The 20985-nt window shown below is 55.7% G+C and carries 20 protein-coding genes and 1 riboswitch; of the genes, 4 read left to right on the top strand and 16 right to left on the bottom strand.

The window, feature by feature from the left end:
* Window positions 1-29: 29 nt before the first annotated feature.
* The 6 genes from FOB24_RS09470 to moaA all read right to left on the bottom strand — a co-directional run bounded on the left by FOB24_RS09470 (window position 30) and on the right by moaA (window position 3476).
* Window positions 30-734: a Bax inhibitor-1/YccA family protein gene (locus FOB24_RS09470; protein ID WP_038639068.1), complete on the bottom strand. Its 705-nt coding sequence runs from the start codon at window positions 732-734 to the stop codon at window positions 30-32.
* A 41-nt stretch (window positions 735-775) separates the two neighbouring features.
* Window positions 776-1228 carry a molybdopterin synthase catalytic subunit MoaE gene (gene moaE / locus FOB24_RS09465; RefSeq protein WP_038639065.1) on the bottom strand — a complete coding sequence of 151 codons (453 nt, stop codon included), beginning with the start codon at window positions 1226-1228 and terminating at the stop codon, window positions 776-778.
* A gap of 1 nt (window position 1229) precedes the next feature.
* A complete protein-coding gene (moaD, locus tag FOB24_RS09460; protein ID WP_038639062.1) occupies window positions 1230-1475 on the bottom strand; it encodes a molybdopterin synthase sulfur carrier subunit in 246 nt (81 codons plus the stop codon).
* On the bottom strand, window positions 1468-1953 hold the full coding sequence (gene moaC / locus FOB24_RS09455) for a cyclic pyranopterin monophosphate synthase MoaC (protein WP_061381915.1): 486 nt from the start codon (window positions 1951-1953) through the stop codon (window positions 1468-1470). Before moaC ends, moaD begins: the two co-directional genes overlap by 8 nt.
* A 2-nt stretch (window positions 1954-1955) precedes the next feature.
* On the bottom strand, window positions 1956-2468 hold the full coding sequence (moaB, locus tag FOB24_RS09450) for a molybdenum cofactor biosynthesis protein B (RefSeq protein ID WP_150344819.1): 513 nt from the start codon (window positions 2466-2468) through the stop codon (window positions 1956-1958).
* Between the two features lie 18 nt (window positions 2469-2486).
* Window positions 2487-3476 (bottom strand): GTP 3',8-cyclase MoaA, encoded by a 990-nt coding sequence (gene moaA / locus FOB24_RS09445; protein WP_137350996.1) that lies wholly within the window; start codon window positions 3474-3476, stop codon window positions 2487-2489.
* A riboswitch (molybdenum cofactor riboswitch) is annotated at window positions 3464-3609 on the bottom strand. (Overlaps the previous gene by 13 nt.)
* A 289-nt stretch (window positions 3610-3898) precedes the next feature.
* Here moaA and yvcK point away from each other — a divergent pair.
* On the top strand, window positions 3899-4807 hold the full coding sequence (gene yvcK, locus FOB24_RS09440) for a uridine diphosphate-N-acetylglucosamine-binding protein YvcK (RefSeq protein WP_038639050.1): 909 nt from the start codon (window positions 3899-3901) through the stop codon (window positions 4805-4807).
* A gap of 92 nt (window positions 4808-4899) precedes the next feature.
* Here the strand turns inward: yvcK and uvrB are convergent, their stop codons facing one another.
* The 5 genes from uvrB to bioB form a co-directional block, all read right to left on the bottom strand.
* Entirely contained in the window at window positions 4900-6921 is a 2022-nt protein-coding gene (uvrB, locus tag FOB24_RS09435) for an excinuclease ABC subunit UvrB (protein WP_038639047.1), read from the bottom strand.
* A gap of 617 nt (window positions 6922-7538) precedes the next feature.
* The gene (bioD, locus tag FOB24_RS09425; protein WP_150344818.1) at window positions 7539-8237 is read right to left on the bottom strand and encodes a dethiobiotin synthase; all 699 of its coding nucleotides are present in this window, start codon (window positions 8235-8237) and stop codon (window positions 7539-7541) included.
* On the bottom strand, window positions 8230-8985 hold the full coding sequence (gene bioC / locus FOB24_RS09420; protein WP_150344817.1) for a malonyl-ACP O-methyltransferase BioC: 756 nt from the start codon (window positions 8983-8985) through the stop codon (window positions 8230-8232). The genes bioD and bioC overlap by 8 nt, the downstream gene beginning before the upstream one ends.
* The gene (gene bioF, locus FOB24_RS09415) at window positions 8969-10126 is read right to left on the bottom strand and encodes an 8-amino-7-oxononanoate synthase (RefSeq protein WP_150344816.1); all 1158 of its coding nucleotides are present in this window, start codon (window positions 10124-10126) and stop codon (window positions 8969-8971) included. Before bioF ends, bioC begins: the two co-directional genes overlap by 17 nt.
* Window positions 10123-11163, bottom strand: coding sequence for a biotin synthase BioB (gene bioB / locus FOB24_RS09410; protein ID WP_038639034.1), 1041 nt, complete (start codon window positions 11161-11163; stop codon window positions 10123-10125). The genes bioF and bioB overlap by 4 nt, the downstream gene beginning before the upstream one ends.
* Window positions 11164-11239: 76 nt before the next feature.
* Between bioB and bioA the strand changes: the two genes are divergently transcribed.
* Both bioA and FOB24_RS09400 read left to right on the top strand, forming a co-directional pair.
* Window positions 11240-12529, top strand: a complete 1290-nt coding sequence (bioA, locus tag FOB24_RS09405; protein ID WP_150344815.1) for an adenosylmethionine--8-amino-7-oxononanoate transaminase — start codon at window positions 11240-11242, stop codon at window positions 12527-12529.
* Between the two features lie 57 nt (window positions 12530-12586).
* Complete coding sequence (locus tag FOB24_RS09400) at window positions 12587-13063, top strand: kinase inhibitor (protein WP_150344814.1); 477 nt, start codon at window positions 12587-12589, stop codon at window positions 13061-13063.
* Between the two features lie 95 nt (window positions 13064-13158).
* On the opposite strand, the gene hutH is transcribed toward FOB24_RS09400, so the two are convergent.
* The 5 genes from hutH to hutI all read right to left on the bottom strand — a co-directional run bounded on the left by hutH (window position 13159) and on the right by hutI (window position 19471).
* Complete coding sequence (gene hutH / locus FOB24_RS09395; protein ID WP_121528786.1) at window positions 13159-14679, bottom strand: histidine ammonia-lyase; 1521 nt, start codon at window positions 14677-14679, stop codon at window positions 13159-13161.
* 1 nt (window position 14680) lies between these two features.
* Complete coding sequence (gene hutU, locus FOB24_RS09390) at window positions 14681-16366, bottom strand: urocanate hydratase (RefSeq protein WP_069323195.1); 1686 nt, start codon at window positions 16364-16366, stop codon at window positions 14681-14683.
* A gap of 137 nt (window positions 16367-16503) precedes the next feature.
* Entirely contained in the window at window positions 16504-17223 is a 720-nt protein-coding gene (locus FOB24_RS09385; RefSeq protein WP_038639017.1) for a histidine utilization repressor, read from the bottom strand.
* Window positions 17224-17309: 86 nt separating this feature from the next.
* Window positions 17310-18251, bottom strand: a complete 942-nt coding sequence (hutG, locus tag FOB24_RS09380) for a formimidoylglutamase (protein ID WP_150344813.1) — start codon at window positions 18249-18251, stop codon at window positions 17310-17312.
* Window positions 18248-19471 (bottom strand): imidazolonepropionase, encoded by a 1224-nt coding sequence (gene hutI / locus FOB24_RS09375; RefSeq protein ID WP_085047479.1) that lies wholly within the window; start codon window positions 19469-19471, stop codon window positions 18248-18250. The genes hutG and hutI overlap by 4 nt, the downstream gene beginning before the upstream one ends.
* 224 nt (window positions 19472-19695) lie before the next feature.
* On the opposite strand from hutI, the gene FOB24_RS09370 reads away from it, so the two are divergent.
* On the top strand, window positions 19696-20979 hold the full coding sequence (locus FOB24_RS09370; RefSeq protein WP_069323359.1) for a putative acyl-CoA thioester hydrolase: 1284 nt from the start codon (window positions 19696-19698) through the stop codon (window positions 20977-20979).
* The last annotated feature ends 6 nt before the right edge of the window (window positions 20980-20985 follow it).

Raw genomic sequence — 20985 nt, 5'->3', positions numbered from 1 at the left:
GGCGTAATGCCTTATCCGGCAACAGAGAATTAACGACGATTGCCGAAGATACGCAGCAGCATCAGGAACAGGTTGATAAAGTCCAGATACAGCGTTAGTGCGCCAAGAATCGCGTATTTGCGCAGATTAGAACTGTCACGCAGATCGATCTGCTCACCGATGTTTTTCAGCTTCTGCGTGTCATAGGCGGTCAGACCGACAAACACAATCACCCCAATGTAGGTTACCGCCCACATCAACGCTTCGCTCTTCAGCCAGAAGTTAACCAGTGAAGCCAGCACAATCCCGATTAGCGCCATAAACAGCATATTGCCGAAACCGCTGAGATCGCGCTTAGTGGTATAACCGTACAGGCTCATGATGCCAAACATTCCGCCGGTGACCACAAAGGTACTGGCGATAGACGAGTAGGTATAGACGATGAAGATGCTCGACAGCGTTAACCCGGTTAACGCCGAATAGAGCATAAACAGCGTGGTTGCCACACCGGCGCTCAGCTTTTGCACCATGCCGGACAAAACGAACACCAGCGCCAGTTGGGCAATAATCAGGCCAAAGAAGGTGATTTTACTGGAGAAGACAAACATCATCACCGCGGGCGTATTTGCCGCATACCAGGCGATAAACGCCGTCAGCAACAACCCGCAGGTCATCCAGCCATAAACCTGCGCCATATACGTTTGCAGGCCGGAACGCGCCTGCACAATAGAATCGGATCGTGGGAATCGGTCCATGACAATCTCCTGAATCAGTATGAGCCTACAACAATTGTACTCTACCAGCGTTTTGCTGCTAGCTTATCGCTGTCACGGGCATCCACCCAACGTTCACCTTCCGGCGTGGCCTCGCGCTTCCAGAACGGTGCGCGGGTTTTCAGATAATCCATAATGAACTGCCCGGCATCAAACGCGCTACTGCGATGCGCGCTGGTCACGCCAACAAAAACGATTTCATCGCCGGGCCACAGCGCGCCAATGCGATGAATCACCGTCACCCGTCCGAGCGGCCAGCGCGTACGCGCCTCGTCGACAATCTCCGCCAGCGCTTTTTCGGTCATGCCGGGATAGTGTTCCAGCGTTAATGCCTGCACACTGTCGCCGAGGTTGTGGTTACGCACTTTACCGGTGAAGGTCACTACGGCGCCGTCTTCATCACGCTCGGCTAGCCAGGGATACTCTTCCCCAACGCTGAACGGCGCATGCCCAACAACAATTCGCGTCTCAGCCATCTTAACCTCCGGTTACCGGTGGGAAGAAAGCCACTTCATCACCTGCATTAAGGGGATGGTCAAAACTGACCAGCGTCTGGTTCACCGCCGCCAGCAGCTTGCCGTCCTCCAGCGCCAGCGCCCAACGATCGCCTTGCGCCGCCAGATGCTGGCGCAGCGCTTCGACCGTTGGAAATTCAGCGGTGACCTCTAAAGCATCCGTGTTGACCAGTTCACGGACCTGGGCAAAGAAAAGAACCTTAATCATGCGCATCCACCTTAAAATCTCCCGACTTGCCGCCGCTTTTTGCCAGCAGGCGCACCGGACCAATCACCATGTCCTTTTGCACCGCTTTGCACATGTCGTAGATGGTCAACGCCGCCACGGAGGCCGCCGTTAACGCTTCCATTTCCACACCGGTTTTCCCGCTCAGGCGACACAGCGTCTCAATGCGTACACGATCGTGTTCCGGTTCGGCATGCAGGTTGACTTCGACCTTGCTCAGCATCAGCGGATGACACAGCGGGATAAGATCCCAGGTTCGTTTGGCCGCCTGAATACCGGCAATGCGCGCCGTGGCGAAAACGTCGCCTTTATGGTGGCTACCATCGATAATCATCGCCAGCGTTTCGCTGCGCATCGTCACGAATGCTTCAGCACGCGCCTCGCGTACCGTTTCTGCTTTGCCAGAGACATCCACCATGTGGGCTTCGCCAGCGGCGTTAATATGAGTCAGTTGCGACATACTTATTTCTTCAAATGTGGGTGGAAATTACACGGACGCGTACGGGCATCAAGCTGCGACGCAATGATATTTTCCCAGGCGGTACGGCACGCTTTGGTCGACCCCGGCATGGCGAAAATCAGCGTTTTATTCGCAACCCCGGCAATTGCCCGGGATTGCAGCGTCGCGGTGCCGATCTCTTCAAACGAGAGCATACGGAATACTTCGCCAAAACCTTCAACTTCTCTGTCGAACAGTGGTTGCAACGCTTCCGGCGCCTGGTCACCTTCGGTCAGTCCGGTGCCGCCGGTAATAAGCACAACCTGCACATCGTCACTGGCAATCCAGGCGGAAACCTGGGCACGGATGGCATAACGGTTCTCTTTGACAATCGCCTTGTCAACAATCTGATGGCCCGCTTCCTGCGCCGAGTCACGCAGGTAGTGACCAGAGGTGTCGTCCTCTTCGCCGCGACGGTTGGAAACAGTAAGAATAGCAATGCGTGTCGGGATAAATTCAGCGCTTACCTGACTCATGAAAACTCCTTTTAGCGATCAGCCGCCAATGTAAGATAAGTTTTGCGTAATACCGGTATTGTTCTGATGCAGGAAATGGGTCTGCTTTTTCTCCAGCAGCGCGGTTGAAATGCGTTCTTCCAGCGCTGATTGCTGAGCGTCATCTTCCAGCAAGTCACGCAGGCTTACGCCGCCTTCACCAAATAAACACAGATGAAGCTTGCCGACAGAGGAAACGCGCAGACGATTACAGGTGGCGCAAAAGTCTTTCTCATAAGGCATGATCAGACCAATTTCGCCAGCATAATCAGGATGGCAGAAAACCTGAGCCGGACCGTCGCTGCGCAGGCGTTGCTGGTGGATCCAGCCGCGACGCAGAAGCTCATCGCGCAGTACTTGCCCTGAGATATGATGCTTACGGAAAAGTGCACTGCCCTCCCCCGTTTCCATCAGTTCAATAAAACGCAGTTGAATAGGACGCGGTTGGATCCACGCCAGGAAGGTGTCCAGTTGATGATGGTTTACATCGCGCATCAACACAGTGTTGACTTTGACTTTTTCAAAACCGGCTGCAAAGGCGGCGTCAATGCCCGCCATCACCTGCTGAAATTTGTCCTGCCCGGTAATGGCGTGAAACTGACGGGCATCGAGACTGTCGACGCTGACGTTGAGTGCCGTCAACCCGGCATCGCGCCAGGCGGCGGCATCGCGCGCCAGACGATAACCATTGGTCGTTACCGCAATCTGACGGATAGCGTCGTTTTCACGCACAGCGGCAATAATGTCGGTAAAATCGCGACGTAATGAGGGTTCGCCCCCTGTCAGGCGCACTTTTTCCGTCCCCAGACTGGCGAACGCACGGGTGACGCGGCGAATTTCATCAACGGTCAAAAAGCCGTTATTGGTGACTCCGCCGGGCTTATAGCCATCCGGCAGGCAGTAGGTGCAACGAAAGTTACACACATCGGTAATCGACAAACGTAAGTAGTAAAACTTACGCGCGAAAGCATCGGTAAGTTGAGAGCCCATGTACACCTTTCCAAATACGGGAGACGCAGTCATTTCTTCCTGCGCCCTGGTGACAATCTCGTTCGAGCATTGCCACGGCCAAAGCACCGTATCATTTGACCCAGGTGCAGAGGCTAGAGTGTTTATACTCATCATACTTTGAGTACGTAGTGGTTATGCCGATACTAGCGTGTAAATGGCGATAATGCCAAGCACACTTACGCTGTATAAATACATATATAGCGACATGATCGTGCAATTTCGCTACAGAATAAGCAAAAACCACAGTTTTGCATTGATATACATCATCTTGCTGTCAGGTGCATGTCGTCAGAAAGGGGTAGATCGCCGAAAATTAATTTCGGCAAATGCCAACTGGATAATTGCTGAAAACACGCTATTTACGGTACTGTAGCGCCGATCAATTGATATCAGGAAACTCTATGCGCACTCGCACGCTGGCAGATTTAGATCGCGTTGTCGCTCTCGGCGGAGGGCATGGATTAGGACGCGTTCTCTCCTCACTTTCCCCTTTAGGTTCACGACTGACGGGTATCGTCACCACCACCGATAATGGCGGCTCCACGGGGCGTATTCGTCGTTCTGAAGGCGGCATCGCCTGGGGTGACATGCGTAACTGTCTGAACCAGTTAATTACCCAACCCAGCGTTGCATCCGCTATGTTTGAATACCGTTTTGGCGGTAATGGCGAGCTTTCCGGACATAACCTCGGAAATTTAATGTTAAAGGCGCTCGATCACCTCAGCGTGCGGCCTCTGGAAGCCATAAATTTAATTCGCAACCTGCTGAAGGTGGATGCGCATTTAATTCCGATGTCAGAGCTGCCGGTGGATCTGATGGCTATTGATGATCAGGGGCATGAAGTCTATGGCGAAGTGAATATCGATCAGCTCACTATCCCACCTCAGGAACTGATGCTGTCGCCAAAAGTCCCTACCACGCGAGAAGCGGTTGAGGCAATCGCCGAAGCGGATTTGATTCTGATAGGACCAGGCAGTTTTTATACCAGCCTGATGCCGATCCTGCTGCTCGACGAACTGGCGCAGGCATTACGGCGTACACCCGCCAGGATGGTCTACATTGGCAATCTGGGTCGCGAATTAAGCCTGCCAGCAGCCAGCCTGACGCTTAACGATAAGCTGGCAATCATCGAACAGTACGTTGGCAAAAAAGTGATTGACGCGGTGGTTGTCGGCCCGAAAGTAGATGTTTCCGCCGTTACCGACCGCATTGTGATTCAGGAAGTGCTGGAAGCCAGCGATATTCCGTACCGTCATGATCGTCAGCTGCTGCACAGCGCGCTGGAGAAAGCGGTACAGGCATTAGGCTGAGTGGATTTGCCTGATGCGCTGCGCTTGTCAGGCCAACAAACGCAAGCACCCCGTAAGCCGGATAAGGGGGTTACCCCGCATCCGGCACAGGATTACGATGCCGCAATAAATAACTCGCGCAACTGATGCAACTGATCGCGGATCGTCGCAGCCTCTTCAAATTCGAGATTCTGCGCATGCTGCATCATCTGCCCTTCCAACTCGTGAATCTTTTGCTGCAGGGCTTTTGGCGTCATATCCAGTTCCACAACGTCAGACTTCGCACCCGCACGTGACTTCCCTTTGCCCTTCGCCTTGGTCTTCGCAATATTCTGACCCAGCGCCAAAATATCGACCACTTTCTTGTTCAGCCCCTGCGGCGTAATACCGTGCTCTTCGTTATAGCGCTGCTGCTTCTCGCGACGACGTTCAGTTTCACCAATCGCCCTGGCCATCGAGGCGGTAATTTTATCGCCGTAGAGTATAGCCTTGCCGTTGATGTTACGCGCCGCGCGACCGATGGTCTGGATAAGTGAGCGTTCAGAGCGCAGGAACCCTTCTTTGTCTGCGTCCAGAATCGCCACCAGCGAGACCTCAGGCATGTCCAGCCCCTCACGTAACAGGTTGATACCCACCAGCACGTCAAACTCGCCCAGGCGCAGGTCACGAATGATTTCCATACGTTCCACGGTATCGATGTCTGAGTGCAGATAACGCACCCGCTCGCCGTGCTCTTCGAGGTATTCGGTGAGGTCTTCCGCCATGCGTTTGGTAAGCGTGGTGACCAGCACACGTTCGTTAATCGCCGCACGCGTGCGGATCTCCGACAGCAGATCGTCAACCTGTGTCGCCACCGGACGCACTTCTATCACCGGATCCAGCAGGCCGGTCGGTCGTACTACCTGATCAACCACGTCATCACCGGATTTCTCCAGCTCATAGTTCCCCGGCGTCGCCGAGACGTAGATGGTCTGCGGAGCCAGTGCCTCGAACTCTTCAAATTTAAGCGGACGGTTATCCAGCGCCGAGGGCAAACGGAATCCGTATTCGACCAGGGTCTCTTTACGCGCCCGGTCGCCACGGTACATACCGCCAATTTGCGGGATAGTGACGTGGGATTCATCCACTACCAGCAGACCATCAGCCGGCAGGTAATCAAACAACGTCGGCGGCGGCTCGCCTGGACCGCGTCCGGACAGATAGCGGGAATAGTTTTCAATCCCCGAGCAATAACCCAGCTCGTTCATCATTTCCAGATCGAACTGTGTACGCTGGCTTAAGCGCTGCTCTTCCAGCAACTTGTTATTCGCCAGCAGATTTTTACGGCGGTCTGCCAGCTCGACTTTAATTTCTTCCATCGCCTGCACGATACGTTCGCGCGGCGTGACGTAGTGCGTTTTCGGGTAGATGGTATAGCGGGAAATGGTCGATTCAACCTGCCCGGTAAGCGGGTCAAACAGCGACAAACGCTCGACTTCCTCATCGAACAGTTCCACGCGCAGCGCAATGTCGTCGGATTCAGCCGGGAAAATGTCGATAACTTCACCGCGCACGCGGAAGGTCCCGCGCTGGAATGCCTGATCGTTACGGGTATATTGCAGCTCCGCCAGACGACGCAGGATCGCGCGCTGGTCAATGATCATCCCCACCGTCAGATGCAGCATCATTTTCAGATACAGGTCCGGGTCGCCCAAACCATAAATGGCGGAAACCGACGCCACCACAACGACATCCCGACGTTCCAGTAGCGCTTTGGTCGCCGACAGACGCATCTGCTCAATGTGTTCGTTGACCGAGGCATCCTTCTCGATGAAGGTATCAGAACTCGGTACGTAAGCTTCCGGCTGATAATAGTCGTAGTAGGAGACAAAATATTCCACCGCGTTTTCCGGAAAGAACTCTTTCATCTCGCCATATAGCTGCGCGGCAAGCGTCTTGTTAGGCGCCAGCACCATGGTAGGACGCTGTAGGTCCGCAATCACATTCGCGATGGTGAATGTTTTCCCCGATCCCGTCACCCCCAGCAGCGTCTGATGCGCCAGACCGTCCTCCAGACCTTCTTCCAGGCGACGTATCGCCTCAGGCTGATCGCCAGAGGGTTTAAAAGCGGAATTTAGTTTGAACGGTTTACTCATGAGCAGCTACCTGAAGCAATGGGCGGGCAGGTGTGTAATTTTACTCGCAGTCGTATATTTTGCCAGTAAAATATACTGGATGAAAAAACAGTAACGCGCCAGAATATTTCTGTTACACCCGCAAAATAGCCGTGACTGCAGGCCAAAATTTGCCCCCAGACAAGATAAAACACCAGCAAAAATGTGTTATCCCCAAACCAATGCCTTTTTTAACATTTGTCAAGCCAGCCGATGAAAGTTTTATGGCAACACATGACACTTCTGCGACAGCCATTGCTTTTATCTAACTATCTGTAATTTAAAGATTATTTTCTCAAGCCGTCTTTCGCATCAATTTAGTCGCAGGCCGCGTCTTCTCTCGCTTACATTGTGTTTTCTAACCCTAATGCACAAGGTTATCCACAGGAATAGTGGATAACTGCTTCCAGCCCGTGTGGACTGTAGCCTGGCAAAAACACCCTGACTCTCTTTTCCGCTGGGCTAAAAAAAAATTATCGCTATTTTTTGATATTTATCAGCTAACGAGGCGGCCAGGGAGAGCCGAGATCTTGCTCGCATTTTCACCATTTTCTTGTCCGCCTACTGCAATAGCGACCAGCGTTATTTCCCCTCTCGATTCAACCAGCTGATGCCGTCAAAGACAAAATGCTGAGATCGAGATAACGTCCGGTCGATGCCTGCTCAGGATCTTCTGCCAGCCAGGGAATTTCCCCCAGCCAAGGTGCCGGAATCACGCGCTTCAGCGTCGCCATGTATTCCGCATGACGTTTGCCGGGCGGCGTCACATCATTGGCTACCCATCCGGCAAGCGTCAGTCCGGCCTGCTGCACCGCCTGGGCGGTCAGAATGGCGTGATTGATGCAGCCGAGCTTAACGCCAACCACCAGAATCACCGGCAACTGTTCTGTTTTGACCCAGTCGGAAAAACTCAGCGTTGGCGAAAGCGGCGTAAACCATCCACCAGCCCCCTCCACCAGTACCCAGTCAGCCTGCGCTTCAAGCGTGCGTAAACCCGATGACATCACGGAGGCCAAAATGGGGCGACCTTCGTCGGCGCTGATGATATGCGGCGAGGTAGGTTCAGCGAAGCAGTAGGGATTAATCGCCGTATAGTCCGCCGTCACAGCGCTATTGCGCTGTAATGCCAACGCATCGCTGTTTCGCAGGCCATCAGCCGTCATTTCACTGCCTGACGCCACCGGCTTATAGCCAACGGCGCGCAACCCCAGTTGTCCCGCCGCCTGGAGCAGCGCGCAGCTGGCGACAGTTTTACCGACTTCGGTATCTGTCCCGGTGACAAAATACGTTTTAGCCACGTTGAATTACTCCTAAAAAAAGATGGTAGGTCAGCGGATATTTCCCCTGCTGACAGGGCCAGGCTAACTGTAGCTGGCGCAGCTGAGCGCGCGTCAGCACACGTTGCTCGCGCCCATCATGCAAATGCGTCGCGCCAATGCCTTTTAGCGAACGCATGGCGCTCAGCGCATCATCAAACCACAGCGTGACGGCATGAAACTGGTATTCAACATCCCAGCCATACAGGGCGTTTTCCAGTTGCGCCACGGGCAAAAAACGGTTGGCGTGCTCCCGATCGTCAACCGCCTGCCAGGCCTGACGAAGTTCCGGCATCGAACCCTGCGCCAGGGTACTAAACGCCACCGTCCCGCCAGGACGCACCACCCGGTAAAGCTCGCTTAACGCGCCGCGCAGGTCGCCACACCACTGTACGGCCAGATTACTCCAGGCCAGGTCAAAGCTCGCGCTTGCCTGCGGGATGGCTTCGATATCCGCCAGCAGATAATGGTGGGCGACATCGTGACGCTGCGCTTCAGCCAGCATTTGCGACGACAGATCCAGCGCGCAGACCTCACTCCCCTGCTCACGCCAGTAACGACTCATACGTCCAGGCCCACAGCCCGCATCCAATACCTGCGAGAACGTGCCGCCATCCAGTAACGCCAGTAACGCATCGGCACTTTGACGCTGTAGCTCTGCGTGTTGCTCATAGTGGGTGGCCGCGCGGCCAAACGCGGCGGCAATCGCCCGTTTATTGACCTGCGCCATGCAACACCTCCAGTAGACGATCGATATCCTGCACCTCATGCGCCTGGGTCAGCGTCAGCCGTAATCTGGCCGTACCGGCGGGCACCGTCGGCGGGCGAATTGCCGTCACCCAACATCCCTGTTGCCGTAGCGCATCCGCCAGCTGCAAGGCTTTATGGTTATCGCCAACAATCAGCGGCTGAATAGCACTGGTTGAATTCGCCAGCGTTAAACCCGGCGTATTTACCCCAGCGCGAAAACGCTGGATCAGCATCGCTAACTTTTCCCGGCGTTCATCGCCTTCACGGCTGCGGATCACCGCCAGCGCGGCGCGCAGGGCCTGAGCCTGCGCCGGAGGCATACTGGTGCTGTAGATCAGATGGCGGGCAAACTGCAACAGATAGTCGGCCACGCTGTCAGAACACAGGATTGCCGCGCCGCTGACGCCAAATCCTTTGCCAAACGTCACCACTAACAGTTCGGGTTTCACCTGCTGTCGCCAGCAGGAGCCGCGCCCTTCTGCACCGGTTACGCCAACGCCGTGCGCATCGTCCACCAGCAGCCACGCACCGTGTCGTTTCGCTGCCGCGTGGATTTCAGCGAGCGGCGCGCTGTCGCCATCCATGCTGAACACGCCTTCAGTGACCACGAGCTGCTGCCCCGGACAGGGAGTAGTCAGCAGACGCTCCAGATGTTGCGAGTCGTTATGGGTAAAGCGACGTAAAACAGCAGGGCTAAGGCTGGCAGCTTCCAGCAGCGAAGCATGGCTGAGCCGGTCTGCAACAATCCGATCCTCTTTTTCCATCAATGCGGCAATGACCGCCTGATTAGCGGCAAAACCGGAGATAAATAACAGCGCCCGCGAATAGCCCAGCCACTGCGCCAGCTCTTCTTCCAGCGCCTGGTGAGCCACGGAATAACCGCTGACATGACCCGATCCGCCGCTGCCGACGCCAAAACGTTCAGCTCCCTGCTGCCAGGCGCAGATAATCTGCGGATGGTGGCTCAGGCCAAGGTAGTCGTTGCTGGAGAAATTCAGATACTGGCGACCGTCGGCCTGCAGCCAGCGACCGGCGCCCTGGGTCACCGCATAGCGCTGCCGCCACGCATCAGCGCAACGACGCGCCGTGAGCGCATCGCCAATTTTTTGCTGCCAGGTCATACGGTTGCCGCGTTGTAGTAATCATCGGTATCCGGGGTACGCAGCGCCTGCTCGAGACGTTGTTGCTGTTCGTTATCCCCCGCCAGCACCGCCGTTTGCTGCGGGTTGAGACCCAGCTTGCGGAACAACAGCAAATCTTTATCTTCGTTCGGGTTCGGCGTGGTCAGCAGTTTGCAGCCGTAGAAAATCGAGTTAGCGCCGGCCATAAAGCACATCGCCTGGGTTTGCTCGTTCATCTGCTCGCGCCCGGCGGAAAGACGCACGTAAGAGGTTGGCATCATGATGCGCGCCACGGCGATGGTACGGATGAAATCAAACGCGTCGACGTCGTCGTTATCGGCAAGCGGCGTGCCCTTCACCTTCACCAGCATGTTGATCGGCACGCTTTCCGGCGGCGTCGGCAGATTGGCTAATTGCAGCAGCAGACCGGCGCGATCGGTGACCGTTTCGCCTAATCCGACAATACCGCCTGAGCAGACTTTAATCCCGGCTTCACGCACTTTATCCAGCGTATCCAGACGTTCCTGATAAGACCGGGTAGTGATGATATTGCCGTAAAACTCCGGCGAGGTGTCGAGGTTATGGTTGTAGTAATCCAGTCCCGCGTTGGCCAGGCGCTGAGCCTGGGTTTCGTTGAGCGTTCCCAGCGTCATGCAGGCTTCCAGCCCCAACGCTTTCACGCCCTGAACCATCTGTTCCAGGTAAGGCATATCGCGCTCGTGCGGGTTCTTCCACGCCGCCCCCATGCAAAACCGCGTTGAACCGGCCTGCTTCGCCTTACGCGCCGAGTCCAGTACCTGTTCCACTTCCATCAAGCGTTCAGTTTCCAGACCCGTTTTATAGCGAGAACTTTGCGGGCAGTATTTGCAGTCTTCCGGGCAGGCGCCAGTCTTAATCGACAACAGCGTACTGACCTGTACCTGCCGCGGATCGAAGTGCTGACGATGAATCTGTTGCGCTTCAAACAGGAGATCAAGCAGTGGTTTTTCAAATAATTCGGTGACTTGCGACATTGTCCAGCGAGAAGAATGAGCCATATTGGTATACGTTTCGTTGTCAGTTTGGTGTAGACTCGTAAACCTAAATCTTTTTAATTTGGTTTACAAGTCGATTATGACAACGGATGATCTTGCGTTTGACCAACGCCATATCTGGCACCCTTACACTTCCATGACTTCCCCATTGCCGGTGTATCCGGTGGCGCGGGCCGAAGGTTGCGAACTGATTTTAGCCAGCGGTGAGCGGCTGATTGACGGCATGTCGTCCTGGTGGGCGGCGATCCACGGTTACAATCACCCGCAGTTGAACGCCGCAATGAAAACGCAGATTGACGCTATGTCGCATGTGATGTTTGGCGGCATTACCCATGCCCCGGCCATTGCGCTGTGCCGCCAGTTGGTGGACATGACGCCCGAAGCGCTGGAGTGCGTTTTTCTCGCGGATTCAGGTTCGGTCGCGGTGGAAGTGGCGATGAAAATGGCGCTGCAATACTGGCAGGCCAAAGGGGAATCTCGTCAGCGTTTCCTGACATTTCGTAACGGCTATCACGGCGATACCTTCGGCGCGATGTCGGTCTGCGATCCCGACAACTCAATGCACAGTCTGTGGAAAGGGTATCTGCCGGAAAACCTGTTCGCGCCTGCGCCGCAAAGCCGCATGGGCGGCGAGTGGGACGAACTGGACATGGTGCCTTTTGCCCGCCTGATGGCCGCGCATCGTCACGAGATTGCGGCGGTGATCCTCGAGCCAATTGTGCAGGGCGCTGGCGGTATGCGCATATACCATCCTGAGTGGTTAAAGCGTATCCGTAAGATGTGCGACCGGGAAGGCATCCTGCTGATTGCCGATGAGATCGCCACCGGATTTGGCCGCACCGGCAGGCTGTTTGCCTGTGAACACGCCGATATTACGCCGGATATTTTGTGCCTCGGCAAAGCATTAACCGGCGGAACGATGACCCTTTCCGCGACCCTGACCACCCGTCTGGTCGCAGAAACCATCAGCAACGGCGAAGCGGGCTGCTTCATGCACGGTCCGACCTTTATGGGCAATCCGCTGGCTTGTGCCGTCGCCTCCGCCAGCCTGTCGCTACTCAACACCGGCGAGTGGCGCTCGCAGGTCGCGGCCATTGAAGCGCAGTTGCGTACAGAACTCGCCCCGGCAGCAGACTCCAGTTGGGTCGCCGACGTGCGCGTGCTCGGCGCCATCGGCGTGATAGAAACCACCCAGCCGGTAAATATGGCGGCACTACAGAAGTTCTTTGTCGAACAGGGCGTGTGGGTACGACCGTTTGGTAAGCTAATCTATCTGATGCCGCCGTACATTATCCAGCCCGAGCAGTTGCGCCGCCTTACGCAGGCCGTCAATGAGGCTGTGCGCCATGCAACATTTTTTAGCGATTAAACAGCGGTAAGCTCTACGGTTTCTGGCTACACTTTTTGGCTAACGAGAGGAGTCAGTATGAAACTAATCAGTAACGATCTGCGCGATGGGGAGAAGCTTGGGCATCGTCACGTCTTTAACGGCATGGGATTTGACGGGGATAATATTTCCCCGCATCTGGCATGGGATGATGTGCCCGCCGGGACTAAGAGCTTTGTCGTGACCTGTTACGATCCTGATGCGCCCACCGGCTCCGGATGGTGGCACTGGGTAGTTGTAAATCTGCCCGCCGATACCCGCGTTCTCACGCAAGGCTTCGGTTCCGGTCTGGTTGCACTGCCGGACGGGGTGATTCAGACCCGTACAGATTTTGGTAAAGCCGGTTATGGCGGCGCAGCGCCGCCGAAGGGGGAAACTCATCGCTATATCTTTACGGTTCACGCGCTGGATGTAGAGCGTATTGATGTCGATGAGGACGCCAGCGGCGCGATGGTTGGATTTAATGTTCACTTCCACTCGCTCGCCAGCGCCTCGATTACGGCGATGTTTAGTTAATCTCTGTTGGGCCGGATGTCGGCTTCGCCTCATCCGGCCTACAAAGCAGATCGTAGGCCTGATAAGACGCGTCAGCGTCGCCATCAGGCAATTTTCTACAGAAATTCGGGCAGCAATTTCAACAACGTTCCTTGCGCTAACAGTTCGGTCGCGGACTCAATATCCGGGGCGAAAAAGCGATCCTGCGTATAGTGGGCAACCTGCTCGCGTAGCGCCTGGCGCGCCTGCTCCAGCAATGGACTTGAGGTTAACCCTTCACGTAGATCGATTCCCTGACACGCCGCCAGCCACTCGACGGCAATCACGCCGCGCGTATTCGCCGCCATCTCCCACAGCCTGCGACCCGCCGCCGGCGCCATAGACACATGATCCTCCTGGTTGGCGGAGGTCGGTAAGCTGTCTACACTGTGCGGATGCGCCAGCGCTTTGTTCTCGCTCGCCAGCGCGGCAGCCGTGACTTGCGCAATCATAAAGCCGGAGTTAACTCCGCCATTTTTCACCAGGAAAGGCGGCAGTTGCGACATGTGTTTATCCATCATTAACGCAATGCGTCGCTCCGATAAGGCCCCGATTTCCGCAATCGCCAGCGCCAGGTTATCCGCCGCCATCGCCACGGGTTCAGCATGGAAGTTGCCGCCGGAAATCACATCGCCTTCTTCGGCAAACACCAGCGGGTTGTCGGAAACCGCGTTGGCTTCCACCAGCAGAACATCCATCACCTGGCGCATTTGCGTCAGACATGCCCCCATCACCTGCGGCTGGCAGCGCAGAGAATACGGATCCTGTACTTTTTCACAGTTATGATGCGACTGCGAAAGCGCGCTGGAATCCGTCAACACATGGCGGTACAGCGCCGCGGCGTCAATCTGTCCGCGTTGTCCTCGCGCGGCATGAATCCGCGCGTCAAACGGACGACGGGAGCCCAAAACGGCTTCGGTGGTCAGCGCCCCGCACACCGTCGCCGACGCAAACAGTTCCTGAGCTTCAATTAGCCCACGCAGCGCAAAAGCCGTCGAAGCCTGGGTGCCGTTAAGCAACGCCAGCCCTTCTTTCGCCTCCAGCGTTATCGGCTCCAGCCCGGCCTTTTTCAGCGCTTCGGTCGCCGGGAGCCATTCCCCCTGCCAGCGCGCCTTCCCTTCACCCAGCAGTGTCAGAGACATATGCGCCAACGGCGCCAGGTCACCCGATGCCCCCACTGAGCCTTTCGCCGGGATCAGCGGATACACCCCGGCATTCACCAGCGCAATCAGCGCTTCAATCACGCTCAGGCGAATACCGGAAAAACCGCGCGCCAGGCTGTTGATTTTCAGCACCATAATCAGACGCACCATCGCGTCGTCCAGCGCCTCGCCGACGCCAGCCGCATGAGAAAGCACCAACGAGCGCTGTAAATTCTGCAAATCTTCTGTGGCGATACGGGTCTGCGCCAGCAGGCCAAAACCGGTATTAATGCCGTATGCCGTACGGCCTTCAGCGACAATGTTATTGACGCAGGCGACGCTTGCATTAATGGCGTCAATTGCGCTGGCATCAAGGCTTAGTTGGACCGGCTGCTGCCAGATGTCACGAAGTTGTGCAAAAGTCAGTTGGCCCGGCGTTAATGTCATGGTATTCATCTCAGCGTTTCCCCTGCGTCGCAGCGACCATCGGCAAATTCAGCCCTTCTTCGACGGCGCATTCCACCGCAATATCATATCCAGCGTCAGCGTGGCGCATCACACCGGTAGCCGGATCGTTATGCAATACCCGGGCAATACGCGCAGCGGCTTCATCGGTGCCATCACAAACAATGACCATCCCGGCATGCTGGGAGAAACCCATTCCCACTCCGCCACCGTGATGCAGTGACACCCACGTCGCGCCGCTGGCGGTGTTAAGCAGCGCATTCAGCAGCGGCCAGTCAGATACGGCGTCAGACCCGTCGCGCATGGCTTCGGTTTCGCGGTTCGGACTGGCAACGGAGCCGGAGTCAAGATGGTCACGGCCAATAACAATTGGCGCGGACACTTCGCCGCTGCGCACCATTTCATTAAACGCCAGCCCCAGCTTCTGCCGCCATTCCAGGCCGACCCAGCAGATACGCGCCGGTAAGCCCTGGAAGTTAATCCGCTCACGCGCCATATCCAGCCAGTGATGCAGGTGTTTATCGTCAGCCACGATCTCTTTCACTTTGGCATCGGTTTTATAAATATCCTGCGGATCGCCGGAAAGCGCCACCCAGCGGAACGGGCCAATGCCACGACAGAACAGCGGTCGAATATACGCTGGCACAAAACCGGGGAAATCAAAGGCGTTTTCCACGCCCATCTCTTTGGCCATCTGGCGAATGTTATTGCCGTAATCAAACGTCGGTACGCCCATTTTGCTAAACGCCAGCATCGCTTCGACATGTGTTGCCATTGAGCGTTTCGCCGCCTGCACCGTACCCTGCGGATCGGACACCGCTTTCGCCTGATACTCTTCCCAGCTCCAACCGGACGGCAGATAACCATGCAGCGGATCGTGGGCGCTGGTCTGGTCGGTCACCATATCCGGGCGCACACCACGTTTCACCAGCTCCGGCACAACGTCGGCGGCATTCGCGCACAGCGCAATGGAAACCGCTTTACCCTCGCGGGTGTACTTATCGATACGCGCCAGCGCATCGTCCAGCGATGTCGCCTGCTCGTCCACGTAACGGGTACGCAGACGGAAATCAATGCGGCTTTGCTGACATTCAATATTCAGCGAGCATGCGCCCGCCAGCGTCGCGGCTAACGGCTGCGCCCCGCCCATACCGCCCAGCCCGGCGGTTAACACCCAGCGTCCGCTCAGGTTACCCTGATAATGCTGACGTCCGGCCTCAACGAAGGTTTCATACGTCCCCTGCACGATGCCCTGGCTGCCGATGTAGATCCAACTCCCGGCGGTCATCTGACCGTACATCGCCAGCCCTTTGGCATCCAGCTCGTTAAAGTGTTCCCAGGTTGCCCAGTGCGGAACCAGGTTGGAGTTAGCAATCAGTACGCGCGGGGCATTGTCATGGGTTTTGAACACACCGACCGGTTTACCCGACTGGACCAGCAGGGTCTCATCGCTCTCCAGTTGTGTCAGCGCATTAACGATGGCGTCGTAACACGCCCAGTCACGTGCAGCGCGACCAATCCCGCCGTATACCACCAGCTCATGCGGATTTTCCGCCACATCGGGATCCAGGTTGTTCATTAACATGCGCAGCGGCGCTTCGGTCAGCCAGCTTTTGGCCGTTAAGGTAGTGCCACGCGGGGCACGAATATCCTGCTGACGATATTTGCTATGGGACATGACAGAAAACTCCTCGCGAACGTCGGATAGATAAGTAACATATACTTGTCTATACAAGTTGTCGCAAGGGTGATTTTAACAATTAAGATACATTTTTATTATATTGCGTCAGCAATCACGGTTTTGGTATCCCGACATCAGGACATAAACCGTCCTTGCAGGCGATAGCGGGAACCCGGAAACAGCAAACGGGCATGAGAGACAATGGATGATGCGGACCAGGTTTTGCGGCGGATCAGCAAGCAGGGATCGTGTTCTTTGATTTTCAGCAACGCGCACTCTTCCGCACTGGCGCGTACCGCTTCGACAATGTGCTCACCTTCCGTTAAGGGGGCGATCAGCGACAGGTAAGCGTGAGGCGTGGTCTGGCTGTAATCCTGCGCCAGATACTCCGGCACAATCTCCGCATTCACACAGCGATCTTCAATTTGTACCGGCAAATCGTTCTCGTAGTGCACCATGATGGAGTGAAAAATGGGGGTGCCTTCTTTAACGTTTAACACTAAAGCCTGCTGCGCATTTGCCTGGGTTCTTTCCAGCGTCAGAACCTCACAGCGGTGCTGATGCTGACGCGCGTTGATTTCATCCGCAATACTGCGAATTTCAAACAGCGCAGACTGGCCTTTTGGCTCGGCGACAAACGTCCCCACCCCCTGCAAACGCACCAGCAACCCCTCATCCGTTAACTCACGCAGCGCCCGATTGATGGTCATGCGGCTAAAACCATACTGTGCCACCAGCTCTGCCTCAGACGGGATACGATCGTGAGCTTGCCAGATACCGCTGGCAATCTTTTCGCTGATCTCCTGCTTTACCTTTTCGTAAAAAGGAGCTGGAGCAGAACGGGATGGGAGCATGCGTGTGCCTTCCTTAAGCTGAAATGTGAATGGGTATAGTTTACAGACATTACCCGAACCTGATAAGCGTAACGCCCTCAGGCATGTCAGCGCCACCAGTGCGCGATTTGCCAGCCTAATCGCGCCGCAACGCGTGCCGCTCTGCCATCATCGTCAAAGCGTGGATTAAATTCAACCATATCCACCGCCTGCAGTTTACCGCTACGACAAAGGGGTTCAATCAGACCCAACAGCGTCGCCAACGGTACGCCCAGCGCGGCAGGCGCTGACACCGCGGGCATTTCCCAAACCGGCAGCACGTCAAGGTCGATAGTCAGATAGATGACATCCACGCCAGAGGCAAACTGCGCCAGTTGGGCCTGTGCCGAATCACAGTGCAAATCTTCCACCACGGTGACACCAAGCCGCTGCGCTTCATCCCACAGCGCCTGGGTATTTGCCGCCCGACTGACGCCGATACAGGCATAGTGAAATCCGCGTTGCTGTTCATCGCAAAGGTGCGCCAGCTGGCGAAACGGCGTACCAGATGTGGCCTGTTCGGCATGACGCAAATCGAGATGCGCGTCGAGATTGATGATGCCCACTTTTGCCTGCGGGAACGCATCCAGCACGCCAGCGCCATGGGCAAACGCGGTTTCGTGTCCTCCCCCCAGTACCAGGGTACGCATTTTCGCCTGCTGACAGCGCTGTACCGCCTTGCGTAGCGCCTGCTGCGCCCCCTCAAGATCGGGGGCCTGCGCCACAATATTTCCCAGATCCACCAGCCGCTGATGCCCGTCGTGACTGGCTAAATTCGCCAGCGCTTTACGTAGCGCATCTGGCGCTCCGGCGGCTCCCGTACGCCCCTGATTACGTTTAACGCCTTCATCACAGGCAAAACCAAGTAGCGCTATCTGCTCAGAGTACATTTCCGGTGAAAACGCCGGACTCAGCGTAATCGTCTGAAACAGGCGCAGCGCAGTCGGCGACTCGACGCGGTCATCTCGCCCCTGCCATAGCGCAGGAGAAGCAGGTTGCCAGTTAATCATGCAGGTTGTCCTTTGAATACACGTTGGTAGAGCGGGTTACGCCCAGGCTCATAGAGGATCTCGACCGGGAGTTCGGCATCCCACACCACAAAATCAGCCACAAACCCGGCCTTCAATTGACCGTGAGAGGCATGACGTCCCAGCGCCCGGGCCGCATGACGGGTGACGCCTGCCCACGCTTCTTCCGGCGTTAGGCCAAACTGGACGCAAGCCATATTCATCGCCCAGTGCAGACTGATAAACGGACTGGTGCCAGGGTTGAAGTCGGTCGCCACCGCCATCGGCACCTGATATTGCCGTAACAGCTCTACCGGCGGACGCTGTTGCTCTTTGAGGAAATAGAAAGCGCCGGGCAACAACACCCCAACCGTACCGCTTTGGCTCATCGCCGCCACGCCCGCTTCATCAAGATATTCAATATGGTCAGCGGATAAACCGTGGTAGCGGCTCACCAGTTGGGCGCCGCCGAGCAGTGACAGTTGTTCAACATGCGCTTTGATCGGGACGCCCAGCGCCTGTGCTGCCTGGAACACCCGCTCACTCTGCGCCAGCGTAAAACCGACGCTTTCGCAGAACAGATCGACGGTCTCGAACAGCCCTTGCTCCCACAACTGCGGCAAAATAGTCTCGCATACCAGCGTAATATAGCCGTCAGGATCGCCCCGGTATTCCGCCGGGGTAGCATGGGCAGCCAACAGCGTCGGGCTTATTTCAATCACATCTTCCGCCGCCAGCGCTGCCACCACACGTAATATTTTCTCTTCTGTCTGCAAATCCAGACCATAACCAGACTTTATTTCCAGTAGCGTAACGCCTTCTTTGATTAACCTCTCCATTCTCTGATGCGCTATATGAAGAAGTTGTTCATCAGTGGCGCTACGGGTCGCCGACACGGTGGCATTAATACCGCCCCCCTGGGCGCTTATCTGCTGGTAGGAAACACCGTTAAGCCGCTGCTCCCATTCACCTGCGCGATTTCCGCCAAAAACCAGGTGCGTATGGCAGTCGATCAGGCCAGGCGTCACCAGCCGGCCCTGCAAATCAAAGGTATTGTCATGTGTGAGGTATAACGAAGACTCCGGCACAATAGCGCGAATCTTACCCTGGCGGACGATCAACGCATGTCCATCCACCAGCCCATACGGGTTATCACGTTCAGGATCCATGGTCGCCAGGCGAACATTGCGCCAGATAACATCATCAGGGAAGAATTGCTGCATTTGACTCACCACTTGTCATAGGTTGTATAGACATTTATTTTTGATTCAGCGGATGTTGTCAACCTGGATGAGCATAATTGTTATCTATTTGTGATATAAGGTCTCTCCGCGCCGGGCATTACGGCGATAAAAAAGAACTTTTTACCTTTTAACCTTCCCGTTTCGCTCAACTTAGTATAAAAAAGCAGGCTTCAATGGATAACTTTCAAAGCCCGGAGCAACCTGTGAACATATCATCAGTTTCCCGTCTGGCGCTGGCAATGGCTTTTGGCGTGACGCTGACCGCCTGTAGCTCTACACCGCCCGATCAAATTCCTTCCGATCAGACCGCGCCTGGCACCGCTTCGCGCCCGATTCTGTCGGCCAATGAAGCGAAAAACTTCGTCGCCGCGCACTATTTTTCCGCGCTGACGCCAAACACCGCGCCGTGGAGCCCTTCTGCTATTACTTTGCCCGCGCAGCCTGACTTTGTCGTTGGCCCGGCAGGTACCCAGGGCGTGACGCATACCAGCATTCAGGCCGCGGTTGATGCGGCAATCATCAAACGTACCAACAAACGTCAGTACATCGCGATCATGCCGGGCGAATATCAGGGCACGGTCTATATCCCGGCAGCGACAGGTAGCCTGACGCTTTACGGTACTGGCGAAAAACCGCTGGATGTGAAAATTGGCCAGGCCATTGACGGTGATATGAGCACCGCTGACTGGCGTCGTACGGTGAACCCGGGCGGTAAATATATGCCGGGCAAACCAGCGTGGTATATGTTTGATAATTGCCAGAGCAAGCGCGGCACCAATATTGGCGTGATGTGTTCTGCGGTCGTTTGGTCGCAAAATAACGGTCTGCAATTGCAGAACCTGACCATTGAAAACAACCTCGGTGATAGCGTTGATGCAGGGAACCATCCGGCAGTCGCACTGCGTACCGATGGCGATAAAGTACAGATCAACAACGTCAACATCCTGGGTCGCCAGAACACCTTCTTCGTGACCAATAGCGGCGTACAAAACCGTCTGGAAAACGATCGTCAGCCGCGTACGCTGGTGACGAACAGCTACATTGAAGGCGATGTGGATATCGTGTCTGGTCGTGGCGCGGTGGTATTCGATAACACCGATTTCCGCGTTGTGAACTCCCGTACCCAGCAGGAAGCGTACGTGTTTGCACCGGCTACCCTGTCAAACATCTACTACGGTTTCCTGGCTATCAATAGCCGCTTCACGGCAAGTGGTGATGGCGTGGCGCAGCTGGGCCGCTCGCTGGATGTTGATTCTAACACCAATGGACAGGTGGTTATTCGCGACAGCGTGATTAACGAAGGCTTTAACATGGCGAAACCGTGGGCTGACAGCGTTATCTCAAAACATCCCTTTACCGGTAATACCGGCGCGGAAGATGATAAAGGCGAAATCCAGCGTAACCTGAACGACACTAACTTCAACCGCATGTGGGAATACAACAACCGCGGTATTGGTAGCAAAGTGGTTGCAGAGCCTAAGCAGTAATTGCCA

Origin of the sequence: Citrobacter werkmanii, from assembly GCF_008693645.1 — a bacterium.
GTDB classification, from domain to species: domain Bacteria; phylum Pseudomonadota; class Gammaproteobacteria; order Enterobacterales; family Enterobacteriaceae; genus Citrobacter; species Citrobacter werkmanii.
The sequence above is the reverse complement of the archived record's forward strand: the minus strand, read 5'-3'. Positions and strand labels throughout refer to the sequence as shown.

Coding starts and splice junctions, on each gene's coding strand:
- hutI (WP_085047479.1), bottom strand. CDS start 19,471: ATGCAGCAATTCTTCCCTGATGATGTTATCTGGCGCAATGTTCGCCTG.
- hutG (WP_150344813.1), bottom strand. CDS start 18,251: ATGATTAACTGGCAACCTGCTTCTCCTGCGCTATGGCAGGGGCGAGAT.
- FOB24_RS09470 (WP_038639068.1), bottom strand. CDS start 734: ATGGACCGATTCCCACGATCCGATTCTATTGTGCAGGCGCGTTCCGGC.
- bioC (WP_150344817.1), bottom strand. CDS start 8,985: ATGGCGCAGGTCAATAAACGGGCGATTGCCGCCGCGTTTGGCCGCGCG.
- FOB24_RS09400 (WP_150344814.1), top strand. CDS start 12,587: ATGAAACTAATCAGTAACGATCTGCGCGATGGGGAGAAGCTTGGGCAT.
- bioA (WP_150344815.1), top strand. CDS start 11,240: ATGACAACGGATGATCTTGCGTTTGACCAACGCCATATCTGGCACCCT.
- moaE (WP_038639065.1), bottom strand. CDS start 1,228: ATGGCTGAGACGCGAATTGTTGTTGGGCATGCGCCGTTCAGCGTTGGG.
- yvcK (WP_038639050.1), top strand. CDS start 3,899: ATGCGCACTCGCACGCTGGCAGATTTAGATCGCGTTGTCGCTCTCGGC.
- moaB (WP_150344819.1), bottom strand. CDS start 2,468: ATGAGTCAGGTAAGCGCTGAATTTATCCCGACACGCATTGCTATTCTT.
- moaA (WP_137350996.1), bottom strand. CDS start 3,476: ATGGGCTCTCAACTTACCGATGCTTTCGCGCGTAAGTTTTACTACTTA.
- uvrB (WP_038639047.1), bottom strand. CDS start 6,921: ATGAGTAAACCGTTCAAACTAAATTCCGCTTTTAAACCCTCTGGCGAT.
- moaC (WP_061381915.1), bottom strand. CDS start 1,953: ATGTCGCAACTGACTCATATTAACGCCGCTGGCGAAGCCCACATGGTG.
- FOB24_RS09385 (WP_038639017.1), bottom strand. CDS start 17,223: ATGCTCCCATCCCGTTCTGCTCCAGCTCCTTTTTACGAAAAGGTAAAG.
- bioF (WP_150344816.1), bottom strand. CDS start 10,126: ATGACCTGGCAGCAAAAAATTGGCGATGCGCTCACGGCGCGTCGTTGC.
- bioB (WP_038639034.1), bottom strand. CDS start 11,163: ATGGCTCATTCTTCTCGCTGGACAATGTCGCAAGTCACCGAATTATTT.
- hutU (WP_069323195.1), bottom strand. CDS start 16,366: ATGTCCCATAGCAAATATCGTCAGCAGGATATTCGTGCCCCGCGTGGC.
- hutH (WP_121528786.1), bottom strand. CDS start 14,679: ATGAATACCATGACATTAACGCCGGGCCAACTGACTTTTGCACAACTT.
- moaD (WP_038639062.1), bottom strand. CDS start 1,475: ATGATTAAGGTTCTTTTCTTTGCCCAGGTCCGTGAACTGGTCAACACG.